Raw genomic sequence first — 13575 nt, forward strand, 5'->3', positions numbered from 1 at the left:
ATCGCCTTATGTCTTCGACCGAGCTGCCGGGAATCGTGGCCGCCGCCCCGGCCACAGGAGCGAGCGCCGTACGAGTCGCGGCCGGGGAGGAGCTGCGGACCGTCACGCTCCCGGGACTGACGCTGACCGTGCGCTCGCGGCCCCCGGCGCGTGCCGGGCTGCCGCCCGCGCTCTTCGTGCACGGGCTCGGCGGGTCCTCGCAGAACTGGTCGGCGCTGATGCCCCTCGTCGAGGACATCGTGGACTGCGAGGCGGTCGACCTCCCCGGTTTCGGCGACTCACCGCCGCCGGACGACGGGAACTACTCGGTCACCGGGCACGCCCGCGCGGTGATCCGGATGCTCGACGCGAGCGAGCGGGGCCCGGTCCACCTGCTCGGCAACTCGCTGGGAGGCGCGGTCACCACCCGCGTCGCCGCTCTCCGCCCCGACCTGGTGCGTACCCTCACCCTGATCTCGCCCGCCCTGCCCGACCTGCGCGTCCAGCGCACGGCCGCACCCACGGCGCTCCTCGCGGTCCCCGGTGTCGCCGGGCTCTTCCAGCGGCTCACCAAGGACTGGACGCCCGAGATGCGTACCCGGGGCATGCTCGGACTCTGCTACGGCGACCCGTCGCGCGTCAGCGAGGAGGGCGTGCGCAACGCGGTGGAGGAGATGCGGCGGCGCATGGAGCTGCCGTACTTCTGGGACGCGATGATCCGGTCGGCGCGCGGAATCGTCGATGCCTACACGCTCGGCGGGCAGCAGGGACTGTGGCGTCAGGCGCAGCGGGTGCTGGCGCCTACGCTGCTGGTGTACGGAGTCCGGGACCAGCTCGTCTCGTACCGTATGGCCCGCAAGGCGGCTGCCGCGTTCCGCGGTTCCCGGCTGCTGACGCTGCCCGACGCCGGGCACGTGGCGATGATGGAGTACCCGGAGCTGGTCGCGACCGCCTTCCGGGAGTTGCTGGACGACAACTCCGGCGACGACGTGAAGCAGCGCTGAACAAGCACAGCGACGACAAGCACAGCGATGGCGACAAGAGCAGTGGGAGCTGATCCGGGGAGTGGGACGTCACAGCCGCAGGGACGATGTGCCTGGGAGCGCGGAAGACACCTCCGGCGACACCGCGGGTGACGGGGCAGGTGTCCCCGCCCCGGCTCAGGCCGGGTCGGGGACCGGACGCCGCAGAAGAGCCCCGGCGGAGTCGGCGCCGCCCGGGGTCCGCGGCGGCCATCCCCAGCAGCCCGAGGAGGGCGGACCTGCGCCCGAGCGGTACGGGGCCTGGCAGGGCGCGCAGCGCGATCGCCACGCATCCGGCCCCCGCAAGGACTTCGTCGAGGCCTTCGCGGACCTTCCCGCGCCGCGCCCGGGGACCGGCCGCCCCGGCGCTGCCGCGCACGGCGCCGCCACCGTCACCGCGACCGCGGGCGGGACGGACACCGCGGCGTCCCGGACCGGTCCCGCGACGACGGGCGCGGCGGGTACCGCACGGGCCCCGCGCCCCACAGCCACCCCGGAACCCGCCGGAACCGGCGGCAGTGACAGGGCCGGAAGTGCCGCGGCCGGCGGCTCGGGAACCGGCCAGGACAGCCCGGTTGCCCGGGACGCCGCAGACGGACCGGAGGGCGCGGACGGACCCGGGGGTGAGGACAAGGAGAAGGGCAACGGCGGCAAGGGCCGTGCCTTCGCCGGGATCGCCGCCGCCGCGGTGACCACCGTGCTGGCCGTCGTGGTCGCGGGACAGGTCGCCGGAGGAGGCAGCAGCCACGGCGAATCCCGGACGGCGGAGGCACTCAAGCGCGAGACCGGCGAAGGACCCGCCTCGCGCGGCAACACCCGGGTGACCCCGAAGGCCGCCCCGGTCCCCCTGACGTACGCGAAGAAGATGTCCACGCTGTATCCGCTCGCCCCGAAACTCGCCGCGTCGGGTGATTTCTCGGTGGTCCCGGGATCGGCGAAGGCGCCGGGCCAGGGACGTAAATACCGCTACCGGGTGGATATCGAGAAGGGAATGGGGCTCGACGGCACGCTGTTCGCCGATGCCGTCCAGAAGACCCTGAACGACAAGCGGAGTTGGGCCCACAACGGGGCCAGGACATTCGAGCGCGTTTCGACCGGGCACCCTGATTTCGTGATTACGCTGGCAAGTCCTGTCACCACCGCGAAATGGTGCGCCAAATCCGGTCTTGAAACCCTCGAAGAGAATGTCTCCTGCGATTCGGCGGCGACCGACCGCGTGATGATCAATGCCTATCGCTGGGCCCAGGGCTCGAAGACCTACGGGGACAGCAAGATCTATCCGTACCGGCAGATGCTGATCAACCACGAAGTCGGCCACCGGCTCGGGCACAACCACGTGAGCTGCCGTACCCCCGGCGCGCTCGCGCCGGTCATGCAGCAGCAGACCAAGTCGCTGGACATCGACGGGATCAAGTGCAGGGCCAACCCCTGGGTGTATCCCACCAGCTGAGACCGCCGTCTCGTCCTCTCGTCCATCTGCGTTGACATCGCCCGGTGGGTCGTTCATATTTCTCGGCATGCCGCACTGCTCCGAGTCTCCCGAACGCACCGCTCTTGAGCTGGTGCTGTTCGGCGTGACCGAGCACTGCGTCGCCGACATTCTCTGTCGCTGACACCGCCTGCCCCGGCGTGTGTCGGCCTTTCCCCTGCCGCGCCCGGGCTTCTTCCTCCCGCGGGCGCGGCATTTCTCTTTCTCCGGTCTCCTCCGGTGCTGCTGCCTGTGCGGATCCGTTCACATTCCGCGTTCAGCACACCCGAGAGGTGCCTTTCCGATGCGTCATCTGTCCCCACGCACAGCGTCCGTGGCGGCCGCGAGTCTGGTCCTGGCCCTGGGCGCTGCCGCCTGCGCCGGGCCCAAGGACAGCGGCAGCGCCACGTCCGGAGCCCACGGCAAGCCCGCGAAGGGCGGCAGGCTCACCGTCCTCAACAGCCAGCCCCAGACGGACTTCGACCCCGCGCGGCTCTACACGTCGGGCGGCGGCAACGTCCCGTCGCTGGTCTTCCGTACGCTCACCACCCGCCACCGCGCGAACGGGGCCGCCGGAGCGAAGGTCGTCCCCGACCTCGCGACCGACCTCGGCAGACCCAGCAAGAACGCCACCGTCTGGACGTACACCCTGAAGAAGGGCCTGCGGTACGAGGACGGCACCCCCATCACGTCCGGTGACATCAAGTACGGCATCGAGCGGTCCTTCGCCGCCGAACTGTCCGGCGGGGCGCCCTATCTGCGCGACTGGCTCATAGGCGGGGCCCAGTACCAGGGCCCGTACAAGGCGGGAGCCGACGGCAAGAAGGGCAAGGGCCTCGACTCCATCGTGACGCCCGACGCCCGCACGATCGTCTTCCATCTGAACAAGCCCGAGGGTGAGTTCCCCTACCTGGCGACCCAGACGCAGACGACCCCCGTGCCGAAGGCCAAGGACACCGGCACCAAGTACGAGGAGCACCCGCTCTCGTCGGGCCCGTACAAGGTCGTCAAGAACGAGAACGACGGTGAGCGGATCACGCTCGCGCGCAACCCCCACTGGTCGGCGAAGACCGACAGCGAACGCAAGGCGTACCCCGACACCATCGATGTCCGCTCCGGACTCGACTCCTCGGTCATCAACCAGCGGCTGGCCAGTTCCCAGGGCCCGGACGCCGCCGCCGTCACCACCGACACCAACCTCGGCCCGGCCGAACTGGCGAAGGTCACCGGCGACAAGAAGCTCGCCGCGCGCGTCGGCACCGGCCACTTCGGCTACACGAACTACATCGCCTTCAACCCGAAGGTGAAGCCTTTCGACAACCCGAAGGTGCGTCAGGCCGTCTCCTACGCGGTGGACCGCTCCTCGGTGATCAACGCGGCCGGCGGTTCCGCGCTCGCCGAGCCCGCCACCACCTACCTGCCCAACCAGAAGTCCTTCGGCTACACGCCGTACGACGACTTCCCGGCGGGGGCCACCGGCAACCCGGCCAAGGCGAAGGCGCTGCTGAAGCAGGCCGGCTACGCCAAGGGTCTGACCGTCACCCTGACGCACTCCAACGCCAGGGACTTCGAGACCAGCCCGGAGATCGCCACCGCCCTCCAGGAGTCCCTGAAGAAGGCGGGCATCACCGTCAAGCTCCGGGGCCTGGAGGACAACGACTACAAGGACAAGACCAAGAACGCGAAGACCGAGCCCGGTCTCTTCCTCGCCCACTGGGGTGCCGACTGGCCCTCCGGCGGCCCCTTCCTCGCCCCGATCTTCGACGGCCGCCAGATCGTCAGGGACGGTGCCAACTTCAACACCGGCTTCCTGAACGACCCTTCGGTCAACAAGGAGATCGACGCGATCAACAAGCTGACCGACCTGAACGCCGCGGCCCGCCGCTGGGGCGCCCTCGACAAGAAGATCGGCGCGCAGGCGCTGACCGTGCCGCTCTTCCACCCGGTCTACAAGCGGCTGTACGGCCAGGACATCAAGAACGTCGTGATCAGCGACTGGACCGGTGTGCTCGACATCTCGCAGGTAGCGGTCAAGTAACCATGTCAGAAGCCTTGTCGGCCGATGGAGCGGGGACCGCAGCCGCGGTCCCCGCCTCCGGGGCCCGTCAGTTCTGGCGGCGGCTGCGCGGACAGCGCGCCACCACCGCCGCGGCGCTCGTCGTCGCCCTGCTCGTCCTGGTCGCCCTCGCCGCGCCCCTGCTCACCGCCCTGGAGGGCCAGGACCCCAACGTCTACCACCCCGGCCTCATCGACTCGGCGCGCGGCGGCGTCCCCACCGGCTCCCTCGGCGGCATCAGCGCCGATCACTGGCTGGGCATCGAACCGCAGACCGGGCGCGACCTCTTCGCCCGGCTGGTCTACGGAGCGCGGATCTCGCTCTCCGTGGCGTTCGCCGCGACCCTCGTACAGGTGCTGCTCGGGGTCGCTTTCGGAGTCGCAGCCGGGCTCGGCAACAAGCTCGTCGACAACGTTCTCAGCCGGATCACCGACGTCGTCGTGGCGATGCCGCTGATGGTGCTCTCGCTGGCCCTGCTGGCCATCGTTCCCGACACCTTCCCGCGCCCCGTGCTGGTCGCGCTCGTCATCGGCCTCATCGGCTGGGGCGGTACGGCGAAGATCGTCCGGGCCGCGACGCTGAGCCTCAAATCGCTCGACCATGTCGCGGCGGCCCGGCTCAGCGGCTGGAACCAGTGGCAGATCGCCCGCCGTGAGCTGCTGCCGTCGCTGGCCGCGCCGGTCATCACGTATGCCGCACTGCTCTTCCCGTCCAACATCTCGGCCGAGGCCGCGCTGTCCTTCCTCGGCGTCGGCGTCAAGCCGCCCACCCCGTCCTGGGGGCAGATGCTCACATCGGCCGATGTCTGGTACCAGGCCGCGCCGCAGTACCTGCTGCTCCCCGCCGGGATGCTCTTCCTCACCGTCTTCTCGCTGACGGTGTTCGGCGACGGCGTACGGACCGCGCTCGACCCGCGCGCCGCGTCCCGGCTGCGCATCGGTACCGGACGCAGGCGCGAGAAGGGGGCGGCGGCATGAATATGACCGGCTTCCTGTTGCGGCGCCTCGTCGGCGCAGCCGTCACCCTCCTCGCGATCTCCATGATCATCTACGCGGTGTTCTACGTCGCCCCGGGCAACGTCGCCCAGATCACCTGCGGTCCGCGCTGCTCCCCGGTCCAGGTGCACCAGGTCAGCGAGCAACTGCGGCTCGGCGACCCCCTGTACGTGCAGTACGGGCACTTCCTCCAGGGCATCTTCGCCGGGCGGGACTTCTCCACCGGCACCTCGGTGCTGCACTGCAAGGCCCCCTGCCTCGGCCTCTCGTACCGCACCGACCAGCAGGTCACCCAGCTGATCCTCACCAAGCTGCCGGTCACCGCCTCGCTCGCGCTCGGCGCGATGGTGATGTGGCTGATCCTCGGGGTCGGCACGGGTGTCCTCTCCGCCTGGCGGCGCGGACGCCCCACCGAGCGGGTGCTCACCGGTATCACCCTGGCCGGGAACGCGACACCCGTCTTCGTCATCGGCCTGGTGCTGATGATCGTGGTGTGCGGGACGCTGGGCTGGCTGCCGTACCCGGAGTACGTACCGTTCTCCGACGACCCGCAGCAGTGGGCGTGGAACCTGCTGCTGCCCTGGCTCTCGCTCGCGCTGATCGAGTCCGCCAAGTACGCCCGTCTGACCAGGGCCTCGATGCTGGAGACACTGGCCGACGACCATGTGCGGACCTTCCGCGCGTACGGCGTCAGCGAGCGCCGGATCATCGGACGGCACGCGCTGCGCGGGGCGGTGGCCCCCATCATCGCGCTCAACGCGAATGACTTCGGCTCGATGTTCGGCGGCGCCGTGCTGACCGAGTCGCTCTTCGGCCTCCCGGGCCTCGGACGCGAACTCGTCCATGCGGTCGACGTGGTCGACCTGCCGGTGGTGGTCGGCATGGTCCTCGTGACCGGTTTCTTCGTGGTGCTCGCCAATGCCGCAGCGGACGTGCTGTACGCGGTGGCCGACCGACGGGTGGTCCTGTCATGAGTCTCGTCGACGTCAGGGATCTCGCGGTCACCTTCGACGGATCCGTACAGGCCGTGGACGGCCTGTCGTTCACGCTGGAGGCGGGCGGCGCACTCGGTGTCGTCGGTGAGTCCGGCTCGGGCAAGAGCGCGTCCGCGTACGCCCTGCTGGGGCTGCACCGGGGGAGCGGCGCCCGGGTCACCGGCTCCGTGACGGTCGCCGGGGTGGACGTGCAGAACGCGTCCGATCCGGAACTGCGCGCGCTGCGCGGCGGGAAGGCCGCGATGGTCTTCCAGGACCCGCTCTCCTCGCTGGACCCGTACTACGCGATCGGCGACCAGATCGCCGAGGTGTACCGGGTCCATGCGAAGGCATCCCGCCGGGCCGCCCGGGCGCGGGCGGTCGACGTGCTCGACCGGGTGGGAATCCCGGACGCTGCCCGGCGGTCCAGGGCCCGGCCGCACGAGTTCAGCGGCGGGATGCGCCAGCGGGCGCTGATCGCGATGGCGCTCGCGTGCGAGCCCCGGCTGCTGATCGCGGACGAGCCGACGACGGCGCTGGACGTCACCGTCCAGGCGCAGATCCTCGACCTGCTGCACGGGCTGCGGCACGAGACCGGGATGGGACTGCTGCTTGTCACCCATGACGTGGGTGTGGCCGCCGAGTCGGTCGACGAGGTGCTGGTGATGAAGGACGGGCGCGCGGTGGAGCGCGGACCGGTGGCCGACGTGCTCGCGTCACCGCGCGAGCCGTACACCCGGGCACTTCTCGCCGCGGTGCCGAGGGTGGAGGCGGTACGGCCGGGTGCCGTACGCGACAGGGCGGACGGTGGCGGGCAGCGGGCGAACGGTGGCCGGGGCCCGGCCACCCGAGAGGCCGCCCCGCTGGTCGAAGCCGTCGACGTCCGGCGGGTGTTCGGCCGGGGGCGCTCGGCGCTCGCGGCGGTCGACGGGGTGTCCCTCGCCGTCCGCCCCGGAGAGACCCTGGGCATCGTCGGTGAGAGCGGCAGCGGCAAGACCACCCTGGGGCGGATGCTCGTCGGTCTGCTGGAGCCCACGTCGGGGCGGCTGCACCGCGTCGACCGGGTACAGATGGTCTTCCAGGACCCGGTGTCCTCGCTCAACCCCCGCCGCTCCGTGGGGGAGTCGGTCGCCGACCCGCTGCGGGCGCGCGGCGACCGGGACGAGTCCCTGATCCGGGACCGGGTCCGCGACCTGCTGGACAGGGTCGGCCTGGACGCGGCCCAGTACGACCGCTATCCGCACGAGTTCAGCGGCGGTCAGCGCCAGCGGGTCGGGATCGCGCGGGCCCTCGCCGCCGAGCCGGAGCTCATCGTCTGTGACGAGGCGGTCTCCGCGCTCGACGTGACGACCCAGGCCCAGGTCACCGCCCTGCTGGCCGAGTTGCAGCGGGAACTGGGCCTCGCCCTGGTCTTCGTCGCACACGACCTCGCGGTGGTACGGCAGGTCAGCGACCGGGTCGCTGTGATGCGGCACGGCCGGATCGTCGAGGAGGGCGACGCGGACACCGTCTACGGCGCCCCGCAGGATCCCTACACCAAGCAGCTGCTGGCCGCGGTCCCCACGCTCGACCCGGTGCTCGCCGCGGCGCGCAGGGCCGCCCGTACGGAGCTCGCGGTGGTCTGACAGCCCTGACCCCGAGTGACCGAGAGGCACCGTAGCGCCACGGAACGCGACCGGTGCGAGAAAGTTACGACGGTTCACCCCTTCTGGTGGCGCGATGGACAACCGTCCATCGCGCCACCTCTCTGTCCGCTTACGGTCGTCCCGCTGCGAGTCGCCGTCACCAACGGCGGCTGCCTGAAGGGAGACCGGGGGTGTGCTCATGCGGACAGGACTGCTTACGGACGGTGGTTATCCGTATGCGACAGGCGAGTCGCGGCTCTGGTGCGACCGGCTGGTGCGCGGACTCGCGCCGCACGAGTTCGATGTCTACGCCCTGAGCCGCAGCGCGCATCAGGAGGCCGCCGGGCGGGTGGATCTCCCGGCGCAGGTGCGGCGCGTGCGCACGGCGCCGCTCTGGACCCCGACGGCGGGCGGCCGGTCCTACGGGCGCCGCGACCGGCGCCGTTTCGCCGCCCACTTCAGCGAGCTGGCGGCCGCCGTCTGCGGCGCGGGCACCGGCTTCACGGCCGGCCTCCACGGCCTCGCCGAGCTGGCCCGCGAGCGCGGCGGCCTGCCCGGGGCGCTCCGCTCCGAGACCGCCGTACGCGTCCTGGAGTCCGCCTCCCGCGCACCCGGCGCCGGCCGCACCGTCCAGGCGGCCGGGGTCCCCGACCACCTGGCCTTCGCCGAGCTCCTCGAACGCGAGCTGCGCCCGCTCTCCCTCGACTGGTACACCGAGGACGCCCTGGGCGCCGTGGACCTCTGCCACGCCACGTCGGGCGGGACCGCGGCGCTCCCCGGGCTGCTGGCCAAACACTTTTTCGGGGTGCCGCTGCTGGTCACCGAGTACGGGGTCCAGCTCCGCTCGCACTTCCTCACGGGCGGCGACCGGAGTGCGCCGGTACGGGCGCTGCTCGCGGGCTTCCACCGCGCACTCGCCGCCGAGGTGTACGGACAGGCGGCGGTGATCACCCCCGGCAACACGCACGCCCGCCGCTGGCAGGAGAAGTGCGGCGCCGACCCCGCCCGGCTGCGGACGGTCTACCCCGGCATGGAGGCCGCGCGCTTCGCCGCAGTGGGGGACGGCGCGGACGCGGGCGACCCGGCCACCCTGGTCTGGGTCGGGCGCGTCGAACCGGCCAAGGACCTGATCTCGCTGCTGCACGCCTTCGCCGAGGTGCGCAAGGAGGAACCGGGCGCGGTCCTGCGGATCGTCGGAGCCCCGGCCGAAGGCCCCGACGGGGCCGCCTATCTCGCACACTGCCGGGCGCTGGCCGCCCAGCTCTTCCCCGACGAGGCGGCCGGCGCGCACGCCGTCGGCTCCAACCCCGTGGTCTTCGAGGAGATCGGCGGCCCGGAGACCCCCGGACTCGCCGACGCCTACGCGGGGGGCGCGGTCGTCGTGCTCTCCAGCGTGGTGGAAGGGTTCCCGGTGAGCCTGGTGGAAGCGATGTTCTGCGGCCGGGCGACCGTCTCCACGGACGTCGGGGCCGTCGTCGAGGTCATCGGCGGGACCGGACTCGTGGTGCCGCCGCGCAATCCCCGGGCCCTGGCCGACGCCTGCATCGTGCTGTTGCGTGACCCGGTGCGCCGGGAGCGGCTGGGCGCGGCGGCGCGTGCGCGGGCGCTCGAACTGTTCACGGTGGAACAGAACCTCACGGCATTTCACGGCATTTACCTCGACCTGATCTCGCACTGTCCGGTGCGGCGGGCGCCGGAGCACGACACTGGCGTGCCCCGTCCCTTCGCCCACCCGGCGGAGTCGCACGTCCCGGGGAACTGGGCCGCAGGGGGCGGCACCATCCGCACCCCGAGCTGGGCGGAGCCCGCGCCGGACACGGTCTCGCCCGTCCCCGTCCCGGTGGCACCGTCCGCCGGCCCGGTGGGCGCGATGGGGGAGGGCAGCCGATGAGCAGCCGCCTGACGGCGTCGATAACCGCGCCCCGGCGGAGCCCGGACGGTGCGGGGGGCGGCAGGGCCCGCGCAGGGGCGTACGCCGGAGCACTCCGGAGGGCAACGGCCCCGCTCCGCCCGCCGGCACACCCGGCCGGCCGCCCCGGGCGCCACCCCGGCGCACGCCCCGCTCCCGGCCCGTCCTGCGACGTACCGGCCGGCCCCGGCCCGGCTTCCGGAGCGCGCCCCGCCGGAGCGGCCTCCCCCGTACGCCCGGGCTCACGGCCGGCCCTGGACCCACCCCCTGATGCCGGTTCGGCCGCCGCTCCTGTTCCCGGCCGCGCTTCCGGCACATGTCCGGGACCAGGCGAGCCCCCCGGTCCTGCTCCCGCCGCCCGGCCCTGCCGCAGGCCGGTCCCGGGCCCCCGCGCCCGCCGGACCCCCGGTGCCGTTGCCCCGCTGCGCTTCCGGACCCGGCCGCGGTGCCCGGCCCCTGTCGCCGTATGCCGTCCGCGGCCCCCACTCACCCGCAAGCGCCGAGAGGTCGCCGTATGAGCACGCCTCGCACCACCGAGCCCCAGCCGCTCGACGGGCCGCACCCGCCCGCCGGGGCCGGTGCGTGGGACGACCGCTCCGAAGCCGTGCTCACGGAAGCCGCAGCCGGACCGGCCGGGACGCCCGTACGCAAGGGCGCGCGGGGCCCGGCCGACCCCGTACGCGCGCTGATGCACCGCCACCGCGAGCTGTGCGGGCGGGCCGTCGACCCGCTGGAGATCGCCGCAGGACTGGAGGCGCACGGGATCACCGACCGGACCGCCGCCCGGTTCAGGCACCGGGACGTCTTCTCGCTCGCCGACGAGCTGTACGCCCGGGTCCCGCGTGGCGCGGAGGCCGACGGCACGGAAGCGGCCGGTCCGCCGGCCGCCGTGCGGCGCGCGCCCTTCGACGGACTCCTGCCCGGCGCCTGCGCCGTCGCGACGGCCGCCGGGGCCGGGCTGACCCACGGCGGCGCCCGGTTCGCGGCCGTGGCGGCCGGGACCGCCCTCACCGGGCTGGCTCTCGCCCTCACTCTGCGACGCGGCCCGCTGCGCGCCAGGGGGCGCACCGTGCCCGCCGCGCGCCTGTACGTGTGCTGGCTGATCGGCTACGCGCTCTGCGGCGACGGGCTCCTCGACCAGGTACTGCGGGGCGGCCCCGACGGCCCGTGGCCCCTCTCCGGTACCGCGCTGACCGGGCTCGCCGCGGCCGTGGCCCCGGCGGCCTGGTGCGCCCGGCTCTTCGCCGGGCTGACCGGGCGGAAGCTGGCGACCAGCCGCGGGACCGCCGAGTTCGCGGCGCACACCAGGCCGCTCGTCGTCCTCGTCACCCTGCTGTACGCGGCCGCGCCCGCCGCTCTGCTGCTCGTCCCCGGCTTCACCCCCGGCGCCGCAGCCCTCGCCGTGCTGCTCCTGCTCTCCCGGCTGCTCACCACCCACGGGCTCCCGGACGGTGCGGCCACCGCGCTCGCCACGGCCTGCGCGGGAGAGGTCCTCGCGCTGGCGTCCGTCCTCGCGGGCCGGCTCCCCGGCTGCGGCTTCCTCGCCGCGCCCGTCGACGCCCTGGGCGCGACGGCCGTACCCGCGGTCCTCTGCGGGGCGGTGGCGCTCGCTCTGCTGGTGCACGCCACCGCCGCACTGTCCCGCGCGTCGGCGCACACCTGACGCGGCGCCCGGCCACCGGCCGGCCCGCCCCCCCCAAGACTCCCGCGGAGCCGACGCCGCGGGCCGACCACCCGGTAACACCGCAGAAGGAGAACGAAAAATGAGCCCCGAACCTCCAGCACCGACCCGTCGGTACCGAGAGGCGGCCGCGCGATGAGGGTGCTGCTGCTCGGAGCCAACGGATACCTCGGCCGCTATGTGGCCGACCGCCTGCTCGCCGACCCGGCCGTGCACCTCACGGCTCTCGGGCGCGGCGACGACGCCGACGTCCGCTTCGACCTCGCCAGCGGCAGCCCGGGAGCGCTCACCCGCTTCCTGGACGCCGTCCACCCCGGGGTCGTCATCAACTGCGCCGGTGCCACCCGCGGCGGCGCCCGTGATCTGACCCGCCACAACACCGTCGCCGTCGCCTCCGTCTGCGAGGCCCTGCGCCGCAGCACCTGCAACGCGCGCATGGTGCAGCTGGGCTGCGCCGCCGAGTACGGGCCGAGCCAGCCGGGCTCGTCCACCGCGGAGGACGCCGTCCCGCGCCCCGGTGGCCCGTACGGGGTCTCCAAACTGGCCGCCAGCGAACTGGTGCTCAACTCGGGCCTGGACGCGATCGTCCTGCGGGTCTTCTCCCCGGTCGGCCCCGGCACCCCGGCGGGCTCCCCGCTGGGCCGGCTCGCCGAGGCGATGCGCCGGGCGATGCAGGCGGGGGACAAGGAGCTGAAGCTCTCCGGGCTCGGCGTGCAGCGCGACTTCGTCGACGTACGGGACGTGGCGCGCGCCGTCCACGCGGCCTCGCTCTCGGCGGCCCAGGGCATCGTCAACATCGGCACGGGGCACGCGGTGAAGCTGCGCGACGCCGCTGCCGTGCTGGCGAGGGTCGCCGGGTTCGGCGGCACGCTCCACGAGCTGGACCTGCCCCAGCACCGCCACTCCGGACTGGTCGCGCCGCGCCCGTCCGAGCCGGTCATGGACCACCTGGCGGCCCCTTCGCCGTACCCCGACGGCTGCGGCGGCTGGCAGCAGGCGGACGTGCGCACCGCCCGCGACCGCCTCGGCTGGCGCCCGCGGATCAATCTGGAGGAGTCGCTCGCCGACATCTGGATGGAGGCGGCATGCCGCATCTGACCCCGGCCGCGACCCTCTCGGCCGAGCTGGGCTTCGGCGTGCCGGGGTACGCGCACCCGCTCGTCGCGCCGGTGGAGTGGGCGGAACTGGCCCGCCCGGGGACGCCGTTGCACTGGGTCGTCCTCAATGTGGCCAACGGCCCCGGTGCCCGGCCCGACCCGCACTGCCTGGCAGCGGCGGGCCGGCTCAGGAACGCCGGGACGCGCGTGCTCGGCCACCTCGACATGGCCCACGGCACCCGCCCGTTCGGGGAGCTGATCGCGGAGGCCCACCGTTTCACCGACTGGTACCGCACCGAGGGCTTCTTCCTCGACCGGGCCCCGGTGGGCCGCCCCGATCTGCCCGAGACCCGGCGGATCACCGGCGCCCTCCGGACCGTGGCGGGACCGGGCGGCCGTCTCGTGCTCGGACACGGCGTCCATCCGTACCCCGGATACGCCGAGACCGCCGACCAGTTGGTGACGTTCAGCGGTCCCTGGACGGACTACCGCTGGTCGCAGGTGGCGGAGTGGACCGCCGACCACGACCCGTCGCGGTTCGCCCACTTCGTGCACGGCGTGCCGCGCACGCATCTGGAGGAGGCCGTCCGGATCGCCCGCTGGCAGGGGGCGGGCACGATCTTCTTCACCGACCGGACCGAACGCACCGACGCCGGGAGCGCCGGAGGGCCCGACGAGAACGCGCCGTTCGAGGCGCTGCCCGGTTACTGGGACGAAATCGTCTCGCGGATCGGACCTGGTGTCTCGGAATGAGGAGGGGCGTGGCAGT

The 13575-nt window shown here is 73.1% G+C and carries 11 protein-coding genes; all 11 read left to right on the forward strand.

What is annotated here, in order from left to right; translation table 11 throughout:
* Window positions 1-8: 8 nt before the first annotated feature.
* The 11 genes from OG917_RS22950 (at window position 9) to OG917_RS23000 (ending at window position 13559) form a co-directional block, all read left to right on the forward strand.
* Entirely contained in the window at window positions 9-983 is a 975-nt protein-coding gene (locus OG917_RS22950) for an alpha/beta fold hydrolase (protein WP_328319496.1), read from the forward strand.
* 61 nt (window positions 984-1044) lie between these two features.
* Entirely contained in the window at window positions 1045-2451 is a 1407-nt protein-coding gene (locus OG917_RS22955) for a DUF3152 domain-containing protein (RefSeq protein ID WP_328319497.1), read from the forward strand.
* A 67-nt stretch (window positions 2452-2518) separates the two neighbouring features.
* Window positions 2519-2614, forward strand: coding sequence for an Ms4533A family Cys-rich leader peptide (locus OG917_RS22960; protein WP_328319498.1), 96 nt, complete (start codon window positions 2519-2521; stop codon window positions 2612-2614).
* A 159-nt stretch (window positions 2615-2773) separates the two neighbouring features.
* Window positions 2774-4507 (forward strand): ABC transporter substrate-binding protein, encoded by a 1734-nt coding sequence (locus tag OG917_RS22965; RefSeq protein WP_328319499.1) that lies wholly within the window; start codon window positions 2774-2776, stop codon window positions 4505-4507.
* A 2-nt stretch (window positions 4508-4509) separates the two neighbouring features.
* Window positions 4510-5502: an ABC transporter permease gene (locus tag OG917_RS22970; protein WP_328319500.1), complete on the forward strand. Its 993-nt coding sequence runs from the start codon at window positions 4510-4512 to the stop codon at window positions 5500-5502.
* Window positions 5503-5504: 2 nt separating this feature from the next.
* Window positions 5505-6494 carry an ABC transporter permease gene (locus OG917_RS22975; protein WP_328322090.1) on the forward strand — a complete coding sequence of 330 codons (990 nt, stop codon included), beginning with the start codon at window positions 5505-5507 and terminating at the stop codon, window positions 6492-6494.
* Window positions 6491-8119 carry an ABC transporter ATP-binding protein gene (locus OG917_RS22980; protein WP_328319501.1) on the forward strand — a complete coding sequence of 543 codons (1629 nt, stop codon included), beginning with the start codon at window positions 6491-6493 and terminating at the stop codon, window positions 8117-8119. Before OG917_RS22975 ends, OG917_RS22980 begins: the two co-directional genes overlap by 4 nt.
* 199 nt (window positions 8120-8318) lie before the next feature.
* On the forward strand, window positions 8319-10010 hold the full coding sequence (locus OG917_RS22985) for a DUF3492 domain-containing protein (RefSeq protein ID WP_328319502.1): 1692 nt from the start codon (window positions 8319-8321) through the stop codon (window positions 10008-10010).
* A gap of 532 nt (window positions 10011-10542) precedes the next feature.
* Window positions 10543-11691 carry a hypothetical protein gene (locus OG917_RS22990; RefSeq protein WP_328319503.1) on the forward strand — a complete coding sequence of 383 codons (1149 nt, stop codon included), beginning with the start codon at window positions 10543-10545 and terminating at the stop codon, window positions 11689-11691.
* 153 nt (window positions 11692-11844) lie between these two features.
* A complete protein-coding gene (locus tag OG917_RS22995; RefSeq protein ID WP_328319504.1) occupies window positions 11845-12807 on the forward strand; it encodes an NAD-dependent epimerase/dehydratase family protein in 963 nt (320 codons plus the stop codon).
* Window positions 12795-13559: a spherulation-specific family 4 protein gene (locus OG917_RS23000; protein WP_328319505.1), complete on the forward strand. Its 765-nt coding sequence runs from the start codon at window positions 12795-12797 to the stop codon at window positions 13557-13559. Before OG917_RS22995 ends, OG917_RS23000 begins: the two co-directional genes overlap by 13 nt.
* The last annotated feature ends 16 nt before the right edge of the window (window positions 13560-13575 follow it).

Source organism: Streptomyces sp. NBC_00388, assembly GCF_036061255.1.
Taxonomy (GTDB): Bacteria; Actinomycetota; Actinomycetes; order Streptomycetales; family Streptomycetaceae; genus Streptomyces.

What these genes read in the sequence shown, in the direction of transcription:
- OG917_RS22970 (WP_328319500.1), top strand. Translation starts at nt 4,510, where the DNA reads ATGTCAGAAGCCTTGTCGGCCGATGGAGCGGGGACCGCAGCCGCGGTC.
- OG917_RS22985 (WP_328319502.1), top strand. Translation starts at nt 8,319, where the DNA reads ATGCGGACAGGACTGCTTACGGACGGTGGTTATCCGTATGCGACAGGC.
- OG917_RS22990 (WP_328319503.1), top strand. Translation starts at nt 10,543, where the DNA reads ATGAGCACGCCTCGCACCACCGAGCCCCAGCCGCTCGACGGGCCGCAC.
- OG917_RS22965 (WP_328319499.1), top strand. Translation starts at nt 2,774, where the DNA reads ATGCGTCATCTGTCCCCACGCACAGCGTCCGTGGCGGCCGCGAGTCTG.
- OG917_RS23000 (WP_328319505.1), top strand. Translation starts at nt 12,795, where the DNA reads ATGCCGCATCTGACCCCGGCCGCGACCCTCTCGGCCGAGCTGGGCTTC.
- OG917_RS22975 (WP_328322090.1), top strand. Translation starts at nt 5,505, where the DNA reads ATGACCGGCTTCCTGTTGCGGCGCCTCGTCGGCGCAGCCGTCACCCTC.
- OG917_RS22980 (WP_328319501.1), top strand. Translation starts at nt 6,491, where the DNA reads ATGAGTCTCGTCGACGTCAGGGATCTCGCGGTCACCTTCGACGGATCC.
- OG917_RS22960 (WP_328319498.1), top strand. Translation starts at nt 2,519, where the DNA reads ATGCCGCACTGCTCCGAGTCTCCCGAACGCACCGCTCTTGAGCTGGTG.
- OG917_RS22950 (WP_328319496.1), top strand. Translation starts at nt 9, where the DNA reads ATGTCTTCGACCGAGCTGCCGGGAATCGTGGCCGCCGCCCCGGCCACA.
- OG917_RS22995 (WP_328319504.1), top strand. Translation starts at nt 11,845, where the DNA reads ATGAGGGTGCTGCTGCTCGGAGCCAACGGATACCTCGGCCGCTATGTG.